Origin of the sequence: Pseudarthrobacter sp. ATCC 49987 (assembly GCF_009928425.1) — a bacterium.
In the GTDB taxonomy this organism is placed as follows: domain Bacteria; phylum Actinomycetota; class Actinomycetes; order Actinomycetales; family Micrococcaceae; genus Arthrobacter.
Map to the genome: position 1 here is coordinate 4,097,545 of NZ_JAABNS010000001.1, position 18,671 is coordinate 4,116,215.

The 18,671-nt window shown below is 65.5% G+C and carries 17 protein-coding genes; 11 read left to right on the top strand and 6 right to left on the bottom strand.

What is annotated here, in order from left to right; all coding sequences use genetic code 11:
• Positions 1-25: 25 nt before the first annotated feature.
• Complete coding sequence (locus GXK59_RS18970) at positions 26-871, bottom strand: fumarylacetoacetate hydrolase family protein (RefSeq protein ID WP_160668884.1); 846 nt, start codon at positions 869-871, stop codon at positions 26-28.
• Positions 872-885: 14 nt separating this feature from the next.
• Positions 886-1,599, bottom strand: coding sequence for a VOC family protein (locus GXK59_RS18975; RefSeq protein WP_160668885.1), 714 nt, complete (start codon positions 1,597-1,599; stop codon positions 886-888).
• 183 nt (positions 1,600-1,782) lie between these two features.
• Here GXK59_RS18975 and GXK59_RS18980 point away from each other — a divergent pair, with 183 nt between their 5' ends.
• Positions 1,783-3,552: an FAD-dependent monooxygenase gene (locus GXK59_RS18980; RefSeq protein WP_160668886.1), complete on the top strand. Its 1,770-nt coding sequence runs from the start codon at positions 1,783-1,785 to the stop codon at positions 3,550-3,552.
• Positions 3,553-3,684: 132 nt separating this feature from the next.
• On the opposite strand, the gene GXK59_RS18985 is transcribed toward GXK59_RS18980, so the two are convergent.
• Together GXK59_RS18985 and mhpA are read right to left on the bottom strand one after the other, a co-directional pair.
• A complete protein-coding gene (locus GXK59_RS18985) occupies positions 3,685-4,902 on the bottom strand; it encodes an acetyl-CoA C-acetyltransferase (protein ID WP_160668887.1) in 1,218 nt (405 codons plus the stop codon).
• Positions 4,899-6,602: a bifunctional 3-(3-hydroxy-phenyl)propionate/3-hydroxycinnamic acid hydroxylase MhpA gene (gene mhpA / locus GXK59_RS18990; RefSeq protein ID WP_160668888.1), complete on the bottom strand. Its 1,704-nt coding sequence runs from the start codon at positions 6,600-6,602 to the stop codon at positions 4,899-4,901. The genes GXK59_RS18985 and mhpA overlap by 4 nt, the downstream gene beginning before the upstream one ends.
• A 135-nt stretch (positions 6,603-6,737) precedes the next feature.
• Between mhpA and GXK59_RS18995 the strand changes: the two genes are divergently transcribed.
• The 9 genes from GXK59_RS18995 (at position 6,738) to GXK59_RS19035 (ending at position 16,079) form a co-directional block, all read left to right on the top strand.
• Positions 6,738-7,433 carry a GntR family transcriptional regulator gene (locus tag GXK59_RS18995; protein WP_160668889.1) on the top strand — a complete coding sequence of 232 codons (696 nt, stop codon included), beginning with the start codon at positions 6,738-6,740 and terminating at the stop codon, positions 7,431-7,433.
• Positions 7,434-7,554: 121 nt separating this feature from the next.
• The gene (locus tag GXK59_RS19000) at positions 7,555-8,796 is read left to right on the top strand and encodes an MFS transporter (protein WP_160668890.1); all 1,242 of its coding nucleotides are present in this window, start codon (positions 7,555-7,557) and stop codon (positions 8,794-8,796) included.
• Positions 8,796-9,218 (top strand): nuclear transport factor 2 family protein, encoded by a 423-nt coding sequence (locus tag GXK59_RS19005; RefSeq protein WP_160668891.1) that lies wholly within the window; start codon positions 8,796-8,798, stop codon positions 9,216-9,218. The genes GXK59_RS19000 and GXK59_RS19005 overlap by 1 nt, the downstream gene beginning before the upstream one ends.
• A gap of 221 nt (positions 9,219-9,439) precedes the next feature.
• Positions 9,440-10,375: an SDR family NAD(P)-dependent oxidoreductase gene (locus GXK59_RS19010; protein WP_160668892.1), complete on the top strand. Its 936-nt coding sequence runs from the start codon at positions 9,440-9,442 to the stop codon at positions 10,373-10,375.
• Position 10,376: 1 nt separating this feature from the next.
• Positions 10,377-11,270: an amidohydrolase family protein gene (locus GXK59_RS19015; RefSeq protein WP_160668893.1), complete on the top strand. Its 894-nt coding sequence runs from the start codon at positions 10,377-10,379 to the stop codon at positions 11,268-11,270.
• A 1-nt stretch (position 11,271) separates the two neighbouring features.
• On the top strand, positions 11,272-12,486 hold the full coding sequence (locus GXK59_RS19020; protein ID WP_160668894.1) for an acyl-CoA dehydrogenase family protein: 1,215 nt from the start codon (positions 11,272-11,274) through the stop codon (positions 12,484-12,486).
• Positions 12,487-12,574: 88 nt separating this feature from the next.
• The gene (locus GXK59_RS19025) at positions 12,575-13,030 is read left to right on the top strand and encodes a MaoC family dehydratase (protein ID WP_160663309.1); all 456 of its coding nucleotides are present in this window, start codon (positions 12,575-12,577) and stop codon (positions 13,028-13,030) included.
• Between the two features lie 41 nt (positions 13,031-13,071).
• Positions 13,072-14,439 (top strand): MFS transporter, encoded by a 1,368-nt coding sequence (locus tag GXK59_RS19030; RefSeq protein WP_160663311.1) that lies wholly within the window; start codon positions 13,072-13,074, stop codon positions 14,437-14,439.
• Between the two features lie 53 nt (positions 14,440-14,492).
• Positions 14,493-16,079 carry an acyl-CoA synthetase gene (locus tag GXK59_RS19035; protein WP_160663313.1) on the top strand — a complete coding sequence of 529 codons (1,587 nt, stop codon included), beginning with the start codon at positions 14,493-14,495 and terminating at the stop codon, positions 16,077-16,079.
• 20 nt (positions 16,080-16,099) lie between these two features.
• Here GXK59_RS19035 and GXK59_RS19040 read toward each other — a convergent pair whose 3' ends face one another.
• Positions 16,100-16,723 (bottom strand): LysE family transporter, encoded by a 624-nt coding sequence (locus tag GXK59_RS19040; protein WP_160663315.1) that lies wholly within the window; start codon positions 16,721-16,723, stop codon positions 16,100-16,102.
• A 246-nt stretch (positions 16,724-16,969) separates the two neighbouring features.
• Here GXK59_RS19040 and GXK59_RS19045 point away from each other — a divergent pair, with 246 nt between their 5' ends.
• Complete coding sequence (locus GXK59_RS19045; RefSeq protein WP_160663317.1) at positions 16,970-17,722, top strand: PKD domain-containing protein; 753 nt, start codon at positions 16,970-16,972, stop codon at positions 17,720-17,722.
• Between the two features lie 21 nt (positions 17,723-17,743).
• On the opposite strand, the gene GXK59_RS19050 is transcribed toward GXK59_RS19045, so the two are convergent.
• Positions 17,744-18,559: a methyltransferase domain-containing protein gene (locus tag GXK59_RS19050; protein WP_160663319.1), complete on the bottom strand. Its 816-nt coding sequence runs from the start codon at positions 18,557-18,559 to the stop codon at positions 17,744-17,746.
• Between the last annotated feature and the right edge of the window lie 112 nt (positions 18,560-18,671).

Sequence of the window (18,671 nt, forward strand, 5' to 3'; positions counted from 1 at the left end):
GTGCCGGGTATTGCGGGAGTCGCGGTTAGGCGAACTCGTTGCGGATGGTTCCAACACCCTCAATGGTGCTGGTGAGGACGTTTCCGGGCTTGAGGAAGATCCCGTGGGACATTCCCACACCCGCGGGCGTCCCGGTGAAAATAAGGTCCCCAGGCTGCAGGGTGACCACCTGGGAAAGGTCCGAGACGATCCTCGGAACTGAGAAGATCAGATCGCGGGTATTGCCGTCCTGGACCTGCCACTGGCCTTCGACGCCCGTGCCCTCCAGAACAGCCGAAATACGGAGCGAATTCTTGTCGTCGAGTTCGTTCGTGGTGACAACGGCAGGCCCGAAGGGTGCAAAGTTCGGGTACGACTTGCCGAGGCTGAACTGGGCGGCGGGACCGCGGCGCTGCACAACGCGCTCACTGTAGTCCTGGCCCAGGCTTAGACCGGCAACGTGGTCCCAAGCCTTCTCCTCAGAGACTTTGTAGCCTTCCTTTCCGATGACGACGACGAGTTCGGTTTCGTAGTCAACGCTGTCGGAGGGGAGATCGACGGTCACGTTGGGCCCGGCCAGCGAGGACTGGAATTTCGTGAAAACCATGAGGTGCTCCGGGTATGGAAGGCCGGCCTCGTCGGCGTGGTCCTTGTAGTTGAGGCCGATCGCGAAGATCTGCCGGGGGTTGGGAACGGGAGCCCCGAGGTCGTCCTCATGGAAAGGCTCGGCGCCGGAGTAGTCAGCACCGTCCGCCCAGCTCCGGAATGCGTCCCAGTCCTGGTAGACAGACAACGGATCTGAGGCGAAGGCGCCGTGACTGGCCCGCTCGATGTCGAGGGCTTTGCCCTCCTTGAGGAGGACGGATCGGCCGTTGAGGTTAGCGATACGCATGGTCGGCAGCCCTTCTAGTCGATTCCCAGCGCGACATCGGCGCCTGGAGGGAAGGGGACGCCGTCTGCGAGAGCGGGGTTCGCCGCAATCCGGGCCGGCCACGGGTCCGGGAACGACATGTCGGAGCTTTCATTGGCCGGCCGGTACTTTCCGGCATAGGCGTTCTTGTGGATCTGGTCGCCGTCGAGGCCGTCCTTGCGGGCCTGGACGAGTTGCTCCGGATCAAACTGCGGGCCCACCTGGTCTTCGGAGAACTCCTGCGCGGCCCACATCCATTCTTTGGACAGGCCCCAGTCACCGAAGTTGTCGACCTGGATTTCAATACCGTTGCCGTCGGGATCCACGTAGTACATGGACATGGTCATACCATGGTCCAGGCAGACGGCCGGCAGGATCCCCTGCTCGCGGAGGCGCTCGTAGTTATCCAGCCACTGGTCGAACGTGGCGTACTCGAATGCCGTATGGTGCAGGCCTGCGGTGTGAGGCTTATCCACCGGGGGCTTGGTGCCGGGCAGGCGCAGGAGCGCGATGCGGTGGTTCGCCTCGTCGTTGGTGAGCCAGGCGGCGTGCGAGGAGTAGTACACCGGCTGGAGCCCGCAAACCAGTTCGTAGAACTGCACCATGGCGTCCACATCCATCGTCATGAACGTCGCGTGATGCAGTTTGGGTGCCGTGATGGGCCGCGGCTTGGGATTGCGCAGGTAATTGGACTGCTCATTGGTCGACATCGTTGTCCCTTTCATCGAAGGCAGATCGCCGGGATTTGCCACCGGCTCCGGCTTCCATCAAAGCCCGGGATTCTCGGCATGTCAATAAATTCTCGATAATCCCTTGATTAGTGGTTAAAAACGGGACAGACTGGCCGTGGGGCAGAAAGTGCCCGGCATCACATACTCAGCGTGGAGGATTCAGTGTCAGATATCGAAGTTCCCGTACTCATTGTCGGCGGAGGAGGGGCCGGGCTCACCTCCTCGATGCTCCTGTCCGATCTTGGCATCGAGCATTTGCTGGTCAGCGCCCTGCCCGGAACGTCCACGTTGCCCAAAGCGCACGTCATCAACCAGCGGTCCATGGAGATCTACCGCAAACTCGGGGTGGCCGGGGACATCTACGAGGCGGGAACCCCGCCGGAAGCGATGGCCAGGACAGCCTGGTACGCGGGCCTGAACGGGGATGACCCCGTCTATGGGCGCGAGATCGCCAGCCAGGAGGCCTGGGGAGCCGGCTATACGGACCCGGACTACATCGCCGCCAGCCCCTGCCGGATGACCAACCTGCCCCAGCTGCGCCTGGAACCCGTTCTCCTTGCGCACGCAAGACGGAAAAACCAGGAAGCGATCCGGTTCAACCACGAGCTGCTCTCTTTCACCCAGGACGACGACGGCGTCACCTCCGCTGTCCTCAACAAGGACACCGGCGAGACGTATACGGTCCGGAGCCAGTATCTTTACGGGTGCGACGGCGGGCGCAAGGTCGGCTCCGAAGCGGGCATAGAACTCCTCGGCCAGCGCAACATCCTTTACTCCGTCTCGGTGCATTTCACCGCAGACCTCAGCAAGTACCTGAAGGATCCCAGCGTCCTGATTAACTGGATGTGGCCCGCCCACACCGGCCTGCTGACCCTCCTCGTGGCGATGGGACCGGACACCTGGGGGCCTGACTCGCAGGAATGGGTCTTCCACGAGAACTACGCCTTCGACGACAACAGGGTAGGCGACGACGACGCCCTGATCGCGAACATGAAGAAGGCGCTAGGCCTGCCGGATTTTGAGCCAACCATCCACAAGATCAGCCGCTGGACCTTTGAGGCCCTGGTCGCCGAGCGCTTCCAGGAGGGCCGGGTGTTCCTGCTCGGCGACGCTGCCCACCGCCATGGCCCCACGGGCGGCCTGGGCCTGAACACCGCCATCCAGGATGCTTACAACCTGTGCTGGAAGACCGCCGCCGTGCTGCGCGGCCAGGCCTCACCCGACCTGCTGGAAACCTACCAGGCCGAGCGTCAGCCCGTGGCCGCCACCAACGTCCGCCGCTCCACAGAGAACGCCATGAACCACATGGCGATCGGGGAGGCCCTGGGCGTCAGCCCGGTCAAGAGCACCGAAGAGAACCTGGCGTCCCTGCGGCGGGTCTGGAGCGAGGACCCGGCCGACAACGACTTCCGCGCCACGTTGAGCGCAACCATCGCTGCCCAGTCCATGGAGTTCCGGGAACACAACATTGAAGCCGGTTTCCGCTACGACTCCGCCGCCATTGTGCCCGACGGCAGCCATGAACCGGAAGCGATCGACGACATCCGGATCTACCAGCCCTCGACCCGTCCGGGCTCCCCACTGCCGCACGCCTGGCTCGAAGACCACCGCGGCCACCGCCTCGCGGTCCAGGACCTTGGCGGTCCCGGCGAGTACATCCTCATCGCAGGCGAAGAGGGCCGGGAGTGGGTCGAGTCGGCCCGTCGCATCGCCTCGGAGCAGGGCCTGGCGCTGAACGCCTTCACGGTGGGGCACTCCAGCGGCGACTACCTCGACCCCCGGTGCACGTGGCTCAGGGACCGCGGCCATACAGCCGCCGGCGCTATCCTTGTCCGGCCAGACAAGTTCATCGCGTTCCGGGCTGACAAGGCGGGCGACTCTCCAGATGATGAGCTCCGGCAGGCCTTCCACTCCATCGCCGGCCGCGTCTAGCGATCGTGTCCACCAGCTTCTGGGTTGATTAGCGAAGGGCGGTTGCGGAACGCAAGTTCCGCAACCGCCCTTCGTTTTTGGATGAGTCCCGGTGTCCGGTGTCCGGTGAGCGCTGTCAGCCGGCGCGTGTTCTCAGCCCAGGCGCTCGATCACCATCGCCATTCCCTGGCCGCCGCCGACGCACATCGTGGCCAGCCCGAACTGCTGGTCGCGTGTGGCGAGCCCGTTGATCAGGGTGGTGAGCAGGCGGACGCCGGTGGCACCAAACGGATGGCCTAAGGCGATGGAGCCACCGTGAGGATTTAGTTGTTCGTCGATGTCGATGCCCAGCTGGCGGGCCGAGGGAAGGACCTGGGCGGCAAACGCTTCGTTGAGTTCAACGATGCCGATGTCCTGGATGCCCATGCCAGCCCTGCGGAGTGCCATCTTGCTGGCCTCGACCGGGCCCAACCCCATAATCTCAGGTGACAGGCCGGTCACTCCCGTGGAGACGATGCGAGCAAGCGGCGTCAGTCCGTACTCGCGGGCGAGTTCTGCGGAAACGATGACCGACCCGGCCGCGCCGTCGTTCAGGGGGCAGGCATTGCCAGCCGTGACTGTGCCGTCTTCCCTGAACACGGGCTTCAGATCCGCCAGCTTCTCCGCCGTGGTGCCCGGGCGCGGGCCGTCATCGGTACTGAGCACTTGCCCGTCGGGGCCGGTCACGGGGATTATTTCGCGGGCAAAGAACCCGTTCCCGGCAGAAGCTACTGCCTGCTGCTGGGAGCGGGCGGCAAACGCATCCATCTCGGACCGCGTCGTCCCGGTCAGCGCGGCGACGTTTTCTGCAGTGTGGCCCATGGACACGTAGTAATCCGGGAGCAGGCCCTCGAGCCGCGGATCGGACCACGTTGCGCCCGTCGACACGAGGCGGGAAGTCCGCGCCGAGGCATCTGCGAAGACTGGGTTGGCGGCCTCCCGGTTTTCTCCGTACCGCGAGACACATTCCACGCCTCCCACCAGATAACCGCGGCCTTCGCCGGCACGAATGGCGTGGAAAGCCATCCGGGTGCCCTGCAGTGATGACGCGCAGTACCGGTTGACGGTGGTTCCGGGCAGCAGATCGGCGCCCAGCTGCACTGCCACCCTCCGGGCCATGTTCCAGCCGTGCTCGTCCTGCGGCTGTGCGCAGCCCAGATGCAGGTCTTCAAACTCACTCAGCGGCAGTTCGGGGACTTTAGCCAGGACTCCGGCGAAGACCTCGGCTGCCAGATCGTCAGGCCGCATGGCCGTCAGGGTGCCTTTGCCGGCCCGCCCGATCGGGGAGCGGCCGATGGCGACGATGACGGCGTCGTTGTCATTGAGTGTCATCGCGTGGCGGTCACGGACTGCCCGGACTGCACGGACTCTTCGGCGGACAGGCTGGCACCGAGACCCTCGATAAGGCCCCGCGCCCCCGGAAGGTCTGCGGCGCCGTCGTAGACGTAGAAGTCCGGACGGAACAGCTGGGCAATGTGGCCGTAGCCGGCGAGGTACTCCAGGTACCGGTTGTCCGTATCTTCCACGGTCAGGGCGCCGCCGGGCGCCGTCAGGCCGGTTCCGGGGCGGGCTTCCACAGGCAGTGCGGATCCCGGAGGCAGAACACGGACAACCCAGCCGGCGATCCCGTCAGGGAAGGAGCCGGCAAGTTCGACGGCGTCTTGCTCGCTGACCGCTGAACCGTCGCACACGAGGCTGAAACCGCCGAACGTGCGCCGGTCCAGCAAGTCCGTGACGCCGTCGGCGAACCTGACGCGTCCCTGCATGCCGATGATTCCCGCCACGGCTGACGTGAGCGGGTCGCCGCCCGGAAAGGCGCCGCGGCCCAGGCGCTCCGGCGGGATGGGTGGAAGAGCCGCTGCCGGGTCGGGGCCGTTGGCCAGGAAGTGCGCATCCCGGGCCGCCACAGCATCCGGATCGGTTTCGCAGATCACCTTTCCTAACTCGACCGACATGCCAATGGCGTGCTGGACGTGTGCTGAACGTTCCGAATCGTAGGTATCCAGGAGCGAGTCGCCGGCGGCACCCCGGAGGACAAGGTCCAGTTTCCAGGCCAGGTTCACCGAGTCCCGCACACCACTAACCATGCCTTGACCGAAGAACGGCGGCATCTGGTGGGCTGCATCGCCAGCCACGAACATCCGGCCGTCCCGCCAGGACGAGGCATAGCGGGCCTGGAAGGTATACACGGCCCGGCGTTCCAGCACCGCATCCGCGGGGGTGACCCCCCACGGCTCGAGAAGATCCCAGGCCATTTCATCGGTGTCAAAGGATTTGAGGTCATCCTGCGGCATCCGCATGAATTCGAAGCGGCGCCGGCCCGGTCCGCCGTTGACGGCTGAGGTGGGACGGGTGGGATCGCACACCTGCAGGTTGTCCGGTACCCAGGCCCGGTGTTCTTTCGGCAGGAGATCCAGTATCAGCCAGTCGTAGAAGAAGCCCAGGTCGGTGACGGCGGTGTTCATGTACTGGCGGACGAAGCTCCTGGCCCCGTCGCAGCCCACGACGTACCGTGCGCGCAGCTTCTTGTGTTTGAGTGTGGGGCTGGTGATCGCGAGGGTGGCGTGGTCTTTCCCTTGTTCGATGCCGACCGCTTCGGTGCCGCGCAGGACCCGGATATTGGGGAAGTCCCCGGCCCGCCGGCGCAGACGGTCTTCCAGTGCGGGCTGGTTGAACATGGTGGATTCGGGCCAGCCCTGGGTGCCTTCGAGGGGGAACCGGAACTGTAGCAGGGTTTCCCGGGCTGCGGTCTGCCACTCGTAGATATCCGACGCCGAGGAGAACTCGGCCATGAAGTCGGCAAGTCCGAGGCCGTCAAGGGCCCGGGAGATGTCGCCGTCGTAGTGGACGGCGCGGGGAAGCGGATACGGTTCGGCCTGTTTTTCGACGACGACGACGTCGTGCCCGTGCCGGGCCAGCAGCAGGGCCAGCACCTGGCCAACCGGTCCAAGTCCGACAATTGCTACGTCGTGGATGTACGCCGTGTCGGCGGTCTCCCGCGCTCTCGACGGATCTGCTGCGTAATCTGACATGCGATTTTCTCCCTTGAAACCATGCCGGCGTGCGTGAAAAGTGACGGGGGTCATGGCAAGCATCGCAGAGATCCTTGAGGTATTCAAGAATTATCGAAAATAACGCGATTCACGGACATCGACTATCGTGGAAACATGGCAACTTCTCCCAGTGGCTCGACACTGACCGAGCATGTGTACGAACAGCTTCGTGCCGGCATCCTTAAGGGCCGCTACGTTCCGGGCAGTCCGCTGCGTCTCGCTGCGTTGTCCAAGGAGTTCGGCGTCAGCATGGCCGTGGTCCGCGAAGCCCTCGTCCGCCTGGCGGAACAGCACCTTGTGGCGCTTGCGCCCAACCAGGGCTTCAGGGTTATTACCATTTCCCGGCAGGACCTGATTGACCTGACCGACCTTCGGATCCGGCTCGAAGGCCTGGCCTTGCAGCGGTCCGTTGAGTCCGGTGACATGGGCTGGGAGGCCAATGTGGTGGCGACCCACCATCGGCTGGAGCGGGCGCCGCTGACGCATCCGGGCGAGCCTGGCGCCACTGAGGAGTGGAGCGCCGCACATGCGGCTTTTCATGACGCTCTGGGGGTCGGTTGCGGCAGTCCGCGCTTGATTGCTTTCGCCCGCACCCTGCGCGACAGTTCGGAGCTGTACCGCCAGCTCTCGGGAACGGCGGTGGAAAGAAGCCGCGACGTGAAGGCGGAGCACCGGGAGTTGATGGAGCTGGCGACGGGCCGTCAGGCCGACGAGGCGGTTGAGGCGCTTCGGCGCCACCTGCAGTGGACCACTGATGCCTTGCTTGAGTCGGTCCTTGCCGAGCCCGTGGCGACCGCCGCAAACGCCTGAAAATAACTCTAGATTCGCTTGATTTTCGAAAATCCCTTGTTTAACGAGTAAAACTCAGGCACTCTGGGCTGACCACAGGCGCGGGACCCACTGCGCGCCGCGACCCAGCAAAGGGATCTCAATGGCGATTCTCCCGACCCCCACAGGCTCCATCGCGAATGGAGCCGCCCCCGCATCCCCTGAGCGTTCCGGCACGACTTTCCAGGGCATCCTGCTCCTGATCGGAAGCTGCCTTCCCGTTCTAGGTGCCGTCCTGCTCGCTCCCTCCCTGCCGAACCTCATGCAGGTTTTCGCGGCCACCCCCGGGGTGGCCGTCCTCGTGCCGATGATCCTGACGGTGCCCGCGCTCATGGTGGCCATCGTGGCTCCCATGGCGGGTGCCGTGGCTGACAAGGTGGGCCGCAAGCAGGTGCTGGTGGTGGCGATGATTGCTTACGCCGTGCTTGGTGTGGCGCCGTTCTTCATGGACAGCCTTGAGGCCATCGTCGTGACCAGGGTGGGCGTCGGCATCTGCGAGGGCTTCATCATGACGTGCTGCACCACGCTCCTGGGCGACTACTACTCGGCGCAGCGCCGCAACAAGTACCTTTCATTACAGACGGTTGTCACCACCATCAGCGCCACGGTCTTCCTGGCGGCCGGGGGTGCGCTGGGCTCACTGAGCTGGCGTGCGCCGTTCTGGTTGTACGCCATCAGCATTGTGATCGCCGTGCCGATGATGTTTGTTCTCTGGGAGCCAGTGAAGCAGCCCACCAAACACCTTCGCCAGGCGGTGCCCTGGAGCCTGATCATCAGGCCCGCCCTCGTGACTTTGTTCGGCGGCATCGTGTTCTACACCCTCGTCGTCCACCTGTCATTCCTGCTCGCCGGCCAAGGGCTGACGGACATCGGGGGTATCGGCATGATGGCAGCGCTGGCTTCGCTGGCTACAGCTGTAGGCGCCTTCTCCTTCCGCGCCGTCGGAAAATTCGGACCGCACCGGCTTATGCCGGTCGCCTTTGGTCTGACGGCCGTGGGATTCATTGTGATCTGGTTCGCGGGCAGTGTTCCCGCTGTCATGACGGGAGCCGTGCTCGCCAGCGCCGGCGCGGGCCTGTTGCTGCCGACACTGCTCACCTGGGCAGTGAATCTGCTGGCTCTCGAGGTCCGCGGTACGGGTACCGGCATCTGGACGAGCGCCCTCTGGATCGGCCAGTTCGTCTCACCGTTCATCATTGCGGCGCTCGGCGCGGCCGCCGGAGGGATGCAGGCCGCCGTCGGGATCCTGGGCATTGCTGCCGCAGTAGCCGCGGTCCTCAGCATCTTTGCGCCCGGAAAGTCCCAGCGGACGGCCACGGCCGCGCCCTCGGCCCTGGTGCACTGATGGCTGCAGGATTGAGTGCAGGGGCAGCACAAGAAGCCGTTCAGGCCGGGGTGTCCGCGGAACAAGAAGTACGACTTGCAGAGCAACTACGCTTCACGGCCCTGGTCAACGGAGACTTCGACGCCTTCGATGAGCTATGCGACGACCGCTTCATCTACACGCATTCGACCGGCCACCGGGACGGTAAGTCATCCTTTTCGGCGGCATGCCGGAACGGTCTGATCCGCTACCACCGGATCGACGCTACCGCTGAACAGATAGCGCTGACGGGCGACTGTGCCGTGGTTACCGGGACCATGGAGGCGGATTTATCCGTGTCTGGCATCCCACGTACGGTCCTGAATCTCTCGACCTCCGTGTGGGTTCGTGAGACCGGGGCCTGGAAGCTGTTGGCGTCGCAGTTGACGGCCATCCAGGCATAGCCCCGGGGCCGGTCTGCAGCTGGCGAGAAGTGTCTTCGGGCCGGAATCTCCGGCCGGAAGGCGCTTCTTCCTGTTTCCTGCGACCCATCAAATTTTGAATGCAGAAATAAATCATTGACATTGTCAAGGAATACGTTTCTAATTGAAGCAGTCAAGGGAGATGTGCATCACACGCAGGCTCCCTCGGATATCCGCCGCAAGGCGCAGTGCAAAGGAGCAGCATGAGCCTGTCAGGGAAAGTAGCAATCGTCACCGGAAGCGGCCGCGGCCTGGGCCTGGCCTACGCCCGGGAACTCGCCCGCCAGGGCGCCGCCGTCGTGATCAACGATGTGGATGCCGACGTGGCCGCTGACGCGGTCCGGACCATTGAGGCCGATGGCGGCCGCGCCGTCGCCGTCGTCGCCCCGGTCGGCAGCACCGAAGCCGCCCGGCAGCTCGTGCAAAAAGCGGTGGAGGCTTTCGGCCGGCTGGACATCCTGGTCACCAACGCCGGCATCCTGCGCGACAAGTCCCTGCTGAAGATGGCGGACGAGGACTTCGACCTCGTGATCAACGTCCACCTCAAGGGCACCTTCACCTGCGCCCGCGAAGCGTTCGCCTACTTCAAGGAAAACGGCATCGCCGGCCGCATCATCACCATCGGCTCGCCCACCGGCCAGCGCGGCAACTTCGGCCAGACCAACTACGCCGCCGCCAAGGCCGGGATCGTCGGCATGGTCCGCACCTGGGCGCTGGAAATGAAGAAGGCCGGCGTCACCGCCAACGCCGTCATCCCGGTGGCCGCCACCGCCATGACCAAGACCGTCCCGTACTTCCAGAAGGCCGTCGAAGCGGACGAACGCGGCGAGGCCATGCCGGCCTTCTTCCGCCACGACCTTGGCTTCGGAACCGCCGACGACGTCGCCGGACTCATTGCCTTCCTCGCCTCCGACGAAGCTGCCGGCATCACCGGCCAGGCGATCGGCGCCGGCGGGGACCGCCTGCAGCTCTGGACCCACCCCGAGGCTGCCGTCACCGAGTACCGCGAGGGCGGCTGGGGCTACAAGGACCTCGTGGAGGACTTCGGCGCGCTCTTCGGCGACAAGCTGCAAAGCGTCGGCGAGGAATTCCTGCCGCTTCCGGAAGAGCTCAAGCCCGAACCGGCGGAGGTCCGCTGACATGGCCTCCCAGCGCTACGAACTCGGCATCGATGCCGCAAAGCTCGACGCGATCGACATGCACGTCCACCTTGAGGTAGACGGTCACGGCCATGAATCCCTGCCGCCGGTATTGACTGAAGCGTCCGCCAAGTACTTCAAGTCCGAAGACCGGACCCCGTCGCTGGACCGGATCGCCGAAGTCTACCGGGGGCTGAACATGGCCGCCGTCGTCTTCACCGTGGATGCCCGCACCCAGCTCAAACACGAGCCCAACAGCATCGAGGAGCTCATCGCCGGTGCCGCCCGGAACAACGACGTGCTGATTCCCTTCGGCAGCGTGGACCCACGCACCGGCGCCGAGGCCATCCAGGGCGCCAAACACCAGGCCATCGACCTGGGTGCCCGCGGATTCAAGTTCCACCCGTCCCTGCAGGGCTTCGACCCCTCCAACGAACAGTTCTACCCGCTCTGGGAAACGCTGCAGGAACTGGGCCTGCCGGCCATCTTCCACACGGGCCAGAACGGCATGGGCGCCGGACTGCCCGGCGGCTACGGCATCAAGCTCGGCTACTCGAACCCGCTGCTGCTGGACGCCGTCGCGGCGGACTTCCCGGAACTGCAGATCATCATGGCCCACCCGTCCGTGCCGTGGCAGGACGAGGCCAACTCCATCGCCACCCACAAGTCCAACGTGTTCATCGACCTCTCCGGCTGGTCCCCCAAGTACTTCCCGGACTCGCTCGTGAAGATGGCCAATTCCGTGCTCCAGGACAAGGTCCTCTTCGGCACCGACTTCCCGCTCATCACCCCGCAGAAATGGCTGGCTGCCTTCGCTGACCTTCCGCTCAAGGACCAGGTCCGGCCCAAGATCCTCAAGGACAACGCCGTCCGCCTGCTCGGACTGGGAGGCTGAGATGACTGTCGATACCGAACAACAAACCCGGCTGTACGGCGTCTGCGACTATTTCGACGCCGAGTCCCTGCTCACCGCGGACGAACGACGTGTTCTCGGACGCCTGCGGACCTTCCTCGACGAGAAGGCCCGGCCGCTGCTGGCGGACTATTGGGAACGCGGCGAATTCCCGGACGAGCTGGCGCAGCCGCTGATCGGACTGGACCTGATGGAACCGGCAGAACTGACCGGCGCCCCGGGTGCAGAGCGAACGCCGGCCCGGGGAATCTACCAGGGCTTCCGGATCTTCGAGCTCGCCCGCACCGACGCCTCGCTCGCCACCTTCTACACGGCCCAGGCCGGGCTCTTCCGGACCGCGATCCGGGTCGGTGCCTCCGCCGAACAGCAGGCCGAATGGATGCCGAAGGTCATCGACTTCTCGCTCAAGGGGGTTTTCTCGCTGACCGAGCCGGAGTCCGGTTCCGACATCGCCGGCGGGCTCTCCACCACCGCCCGCCGTGAGGGCGACGTCTGGATCCTCGACGGCGCCAAGCGCTGGATCGGCGGCGCCGCTACCGCGGACGTCCTGGCCGTGTTTGCCCGCGACGTGGCCGACGGCCAGGTCAAGGCGTTCCTTGTCGAGCGGGAAGCCCCCGGCGTGACGCTGGAGAAGATCCACGGCAAGACCGCCTTGCGGATGATGCAGAACGCCCACATCACCCTCGAGGGCGTCCGCGTGCCCGAATCGATGCGCCTGCACAACGTGAACTCCTTCCGGGACGTCGCGGCAATGCTGCGCGCGATGCGCTCGGACGTTGCCTGGATCGCCACGGGCATCGCGGCCGGTGCATTCGAGGCGGCACTGCGCTACGTCACGGAACGCCGGCAGTTCGGCCGCACGCTCGGATCCTTCCAGCTGGTCCAGGAAAAACTGGCCCGGATGCTCGGAAACGTCACCTCGGCGCTGTCCCTCGTGGTGCGGCTCACCGAACAGCAATCCAAAGGCATCTACCGGGACCAGGACTCCGCCCTGGCCAAAATGCAGACATCCCTGCTGATGCGCGAAACCGTGGCCCTGGCCCGCGAAGTGGTCGGCGGCAACGGCATCACCCTCGAAACCGACGTCGCACGCTTCCACGCCGACGCCGAGGCCGTCTACTCCTACGAAGGCACCCACGAAATCAACGCCCTCATCGTCGGCCGGGCCCTGACCGGCGAAAGCGCCTTCACCCGCTGACCCCGGCACCCACCAAAACCCGCACACCCCCGCTCCGGCACCGCCGTCGGACAGTTCCCTACCCCATCCAGCCCTCCAGGAGGACACCATGCCCAATCTCGTCGTCGATTTCGACAAACTGCTCACTCTCGCCGGCACCGATCTCGGGGTCAGCGAGTACCGCGAAATCACCCAGGAACAGATCAACAAGTTCGCCGACGCCACCGGTGACGACCAGTGGATCCACGTTGACCCGGAACGCGCCAAGGACGGCCCGTTCGGCGCCCCAATCGCCCACGGCTTTTTCACCCTCTCGCTCATCATCCCTTTCTGGGGCGAGCTGTTCGACGTCGACGGCGTCACCGCGAAGGTCAACTACGGACTGGACAAGGTCCGCTTCACGTCCCCGGTCAAGGTGGGCGCGCGGATCCGGATGCGGGCCACCATCAGCGAAGTGACCGAGGTCAAGGGCGGCGCCCAGATCAAGGTCGCCAACACCATCGAGATCGAAGGCCAGGAGCGCCCCGCAGTCGTCGCGGAATTCCTCGCCCGCTTCTACAAGTAAAAACCCCTCCAGGAACCCTCCCTCTGTTCAAAGGAACAACCATGTCAGGACTCACTCAGCTTCAAGCGATGGGCACCGCCGAGCGACGCAAGGAAGCACGCACGGTCATTGCCTCCAGCTACCTGGGCAGCACCATCGAGTACTACGACTTCCTCCTCTACGCCACGGCCGCAGCGGTTGTCTTCCCGAAGGTCTTCTTCAGCGGCATGGACGACTGGGTTGGCGTTGTGGCCGCCTACGGCACGTTTGCCGCGGGCTACGTGGCCCGCCCGGTTGGCGGAATCATCTTCGGCCACTTCGGCGACAGGATGGGCCGCAAGGGCATGCTGATCATCTCCATGCTGGTCATGGGCCTGGCTTCCACCCTGATCGGGCTGGTACCAGGTGCCTCCGTGGCCGGACCCTGGGGTGCGGTGCTCCTGGTGATTCTTCGCGTCTTCCAGGGCATCGCCGTCGGCGGGGAATGGGGCGGGGCCGCCCTGATGGCGCTGGAGCACTCCGAATCGGGCAAGCGCGGGTTTGCCGCCTCGTTCGTCAACGCCGGGGCGCCCACCGGTGCCGTCCTGGGCACCCTGATCATGGGCGCGTTCTCGGCGCTGCCGAACGACCAGTTCCTCGCCTGGGGCTGGCGGGTGCCGTTCCTGCTCTCCTTCGTGCTGCTGGGCGTGGGCATGTTCGTCCGGCTCAAGGTTTCCGAAAGCCCTATCTTCAAGGCCGCACTGGAACAGGAAAAGGCCGAAAAGGCACAGGCTGACCAGGAAGCCATCCGCCAGGGCCTCACTGCCAAGCGGGATATTCCGCTGCTGCTGGTACTGCGGCGCCCCAAGACCCTGATCTTCACCATGCTGGCCGGCGCCGCCGGCTTCGCCCTCCAGGTGGTCCTGGCGACGTTCTCGGTGACCTACGCCGTCTCCAAGGGCGCGGACCGCCAGGGCGTGCTGTACGCCTTTGCTGCCGCCTCGCTGATCTCCATCGTGTTCGTGATCATGGGCGGCCGGCTTTCGGACAAGGTGGGCAGGCGGCCGGTGATGATCGGCGGCCTGGTTCTCTTCATCATTTACCTGGTGCCGATGTTCCAGCTGCTCTCCTCCAACAACATCATGCTGATCTTCGTGGCGTTCGCCATCGGCCTGATGATCCATTCCACGCTGTTCGGTCCTTTGGCGGCCTTCGTGTCCGAGCAGTTCGGCACCACCTCCCGCTACACCGGCGCGTCCCTGGGCTACCAGCTGGCAACCCTGCTCGGTGCCGGGTTCACTCCGGGCATCGTGGCCCAGATCTTCAAGGACTCAGGCCAGGACACGGCATCGGTGGTCTGGTACCTGGCGGCCATGTCGGTGGTCTCCATCGTCTTCATCCTGCTGACCCGGGAACCGAAGAACAACGACCTCCGCACCGTCCAGGCCTGACCCTTCATCGGGTCCCGTCACGCGGGCTAACCTCACAGTAGAAAGGATTCGCCGTGGAAAATTTTGGCATCGGCTCGTGGCTGCAACGTCGCCGCCCGAAGTCCGGCAGCAAAACCGCCCTGATCAGCGGAGGCCGGGAACTCAGTTATGAACAGTTCGCGGACCGGACCGTCCGGCTCGCCAACGCCCTGAGGGACCGCGGCGTGGCCAAGGGGGACAGGGTTGCCTATCTGGGCGAGAACCACCCGTCCTTCCTGGAGACCCTCTTTGCGTGCGGAACCCTCGGCGCCATCTTCGTCCCGCTCAACACGCGGCTGGCGCCCCCGGAAATCCAGTTCCAGCTGCAGGACTGCGGCGCCGGGACCCTGGTCCATGCCGGCAGCCTCGGCGACCTGGCAGCCCGCGGGTCGGCCGGCACGGCAGTGGCGAGACTCGTCGTCGTCGCCGATTCCCTTGACGGTTCCTCGGCCAGTGCGGCAGGCGGCGGCGTGCAGGCTGCCCGCGGGGCGGACGCAGCGGCGGTGGAGGACTTTGAGGACCTGGTGGCCTCCGGTTCGGACCAGCCGGTCGACGAACCGGTCACGCTGGACGACGGTGCCATGATCCTCTACACCTCCGGTACCACGGGCCGGCCAAAGGGCGCCCTGCTGACCCACGGCAACGTCACATGGAACTGCATCAACGTGATCGTTGATTTCGACTTCTCCTCGCAGGACGTGGCGCTGATGATTTCGCCGATGTTCCACGTCGCGTCCCTCGATATGGGCGTACTCCCGACGCTGCTCAAAGGCGGAACGGTCATCCTCGAATCCAGGTTTGACCCCAGCCGGGTCCTGGCCCTCATCGAGCAGTACAGCGTCACCACTATGAGCGGCGTCCCCACCACCTATCAGCTCATCTGCGAACATCCCGCGTGGGCCTCGACGGACCTTAGCTCGCTGAACAAGCTCACCTGCGGGGGGTCCGCGATCCCGATGCGGGTGCTCGACGCCTATGAGTCCCGGGGCCTGCAGATCGGCACCGGCTACGGCATGACCGAAACCGCGCCTGCAGCCACGGTCCTCCCCGCGGCGCGGTCCCGCGACAAGGCCGGTTCCGCCGGGCTTCCGCACTTCTTCACCGACGTCCGCATAGCCGACCCAATAGCCGGCACCGCGGAGCCCGGAACTGGGGGAGAGATCCAGATCAAGGGCCCAAACGTGATCCCCGAGTACTGGAACCGGACTGACGCCACCGCCGAGTCATACGCGGAGGGCGGCTGGTTCAAGTCAGGTGATATGGGCTACAAGGATGACGACGGGTTCGTCTTCGTCTCGGACCGGATCAAGGACATGATCATCTCCGGCGGCGAGAACATTTATCCCGCCGAAGTGGAGCAGGCCATCACGGAACTCGAGGCGGTGGGAAGCGTGGCCGTCATCGGCGTGCCGGATGAGAAATGGGGTGAAGTGCCCCGGGCCGTCGTTCTTCTGCGCGAGGGTGCCCAACTCACGGAAGAGCAGCTCAGGCGGTACTTGGATGGACGCCTGGCACGCTACAAAATCCCCAAGTCCGTGGTGTTTGTCGATGAGATGCCCCGGACCGCCAGCGGCAAGATCAGGAAGGCCGACCTGCGGAAGCTGAGCGCCATCCAGCCATAACTGGCCGTGGCCTGCGCCCGTCAGTGAATGAGGGCCAGCATGACGCCGACGGCCATGAACAGCACGCCGAACGTCCGGTTGAGGGTGCGCTGGCCGCGGGCATCGTGGGTAAAGCGCTGGAAGGTCTTGGCCGCGGCGGCGAAGAAGAACCACATCACTAGGACGTCGATCACGATCACGGTGGCTGACAGGGTCAGGTACTGCGGCAGGAGCGGGTTCTCCGGGCGGATGAACTGAGGCATAAAGGCGAGGAAGAACACGATCGCCTTGGGGTTCAGCAGGTTGACCCACAGGCCGCGGCGGAACATGGAAAATGCCGGCTCGTTCCGCAGCGCGGCGGCCTTTTCCTGGTCCAGATCGGGTTTGTGCCGGAACTGCTGGATGCCCAGATAGACGAGGTAGGCGGCGCCCGCGTAGCGGATCACGTTGAAGGCGACCGGAGAGCTGGCCACCAGCACCCCGACGCCGAGGGCCACGATCACGATGTGCACCACCAGCGCGGCCTGCTGCCCAAGGATCCCCCAGATGGAACGCCGGAAGCCGGAGTTCAGGGAATTGCTCATGGTGTTGATGGCGCCCGCACCGGGCGTAAAGCTGATCAGGACACCGGCGCCCGCCAGGGCCAGCCAAAGGGAGGGTTGCACTGATTCAGTTTACGGCCGCGGACGGGCCCAGCCGGCCGCCGCTTCACAACACCGTCACACGCCGGCCATTCGCCAGAAATGGCCGCTCTGGCCGTCCCCATAGCGGCCATCTCCGGCAAATGGCGGGCGTGGCCCCCGTATTCATATCCGCCAGCGAACCGGCGAGTGGGAGACAGCCCGGCTGTGGGACGCTACGATGCACTCAACCGTGCGGCATCAGTGCGTGCAGCCAGACTTGGGGAGTCTATGGACCGGATTGTCGGAACGATGCTTGCGGGAGCTGTCGTCCTGGCCACCTCGTCCTGCGCGTTGCCAGGGGCCGGACCGCCGCCAGTATCCGCCACCCAGGCCACAGCCGCAGCGGCCGCCACGCCCCGGACTGCCGGCACCCTATTTGCGGCGAATCCCGGGAGCACCGCGGGCCCGGCGGCCGTGCCGCTGCCCGAGGCGCGGTTCGCCAATCCCGACTACTACGCCATGCCCGGACAAACGATCACCTTCGACGTCTCGGCGTCGCTGCCCCGCGGCGTCAGCATCGCTCAGTACGAATGGGACTTCGACGGCGACGGTGCCATCGATCAGGTGGGGCCGCTCCCCGTGGCTCCCCACAGGTACGCCGCCGCGTTCGAGGGTAAGGCGACGGTGCGGATTACCCATGCCACGGGAGGCTTGTCGACGGCATCGACCGGGGTCCACATCGGCCGGGGGCCGCGGGACGGACTCCCCGCCGCGCCCATCAACGTGAGCGTGGTGGTGACCGCCCACTCGGGCGGCATCAGCACCGTCCAAATATCGTGGGAGCCGGGCGGGCCGGAGCCCTACCGCTGGGGTCTGACCGTTGACGGTTTTCCGGCCGGGATTGTGGAGGGCCACACACGCACCGCGACCATGACGGACGTCCACCGGCTCAAGGACGTGAAGATCGGCGTCGTCGGGTTCACTGAGAACCAAGGCATGGGGGCCTCCGCCGGCGTGACGCTTCCCGCGCTGCCGGATTAGGCGGCTCCGGCGCCAACCGCCTCACGCCCGGGCGATCACCTCGCCGTTGGGGATCAGGAACCAGCCGTCGTCCGTGGAACCCCAGCGGTGCCAGCCGGCCGAAATCCGGGCAAGGTCGGCGGCGTTGGCGAAGCCGTATTCGAGAGCCTGGTCCGCAAAGGCCGAGTGCAGCACGCGTTCGCCCCACACCCGGGCCTGCCAGCGGCGCTGCTGGCCGGTCGCGTAGAGCCAGTTGCTGCTGGAGGGTGCGACGTCGGTGAACCCGGCGGACTGGGCCCAGGAAACCAGGCGTCGGCCGGCGTCGGGCTCGGCGCCGTTCCGGCGTGCGATCCGCTGGTAGAGCTCCATCCATTCATCCAGCTCGGGGACGGCCGGGTACCAACTCATGCCGTGGAAATCTGCGTCGCGCACCGCCACGATCCCGCCGGGCTTGGCGACGCGGCGCATTTCCCGCAGGGCCGCAACAGGGTCCGTGAGATGCTGCAGGAGCTGGTGGGCGTGCACGACGTCGAATGTCTCGTCCTCGAAGTCGAGGTCGTAGATGTTGCCGGCGACGAACTCGACGTTCTGCACGCCCCGCTCGGCCGCGAGGGCGGCCGCCTGGCCGATCACCTCGGGCGAGCGGTCCAGCCCGGTGACCTTCCCGGGGGAGACGAGCCCGGCGAAATCGCACGTGATGCTGCCCGGCCCGCAGCCGACGTCGAGCACCGAAACCCCCGGGGTCAGGTGCGGGATCACAAACGCCGCGGAGTTCTCCGCCGTCCGGGAGGCGTGGGCGCGGACCACAGACTCGTGGTGGCCGTGGCTGTACACATCTTCAGGCTGCTGCGCACTCATAATGAAACGCTACCGCCCCGCACCGGCAAATCCGCGAAAGCGGGGGTAACGGCCGGGAAGACGGCAGGATTTCGCGCGCGGCCGTCCGTTTTGCCGCTTCCGGCCGGGGCGG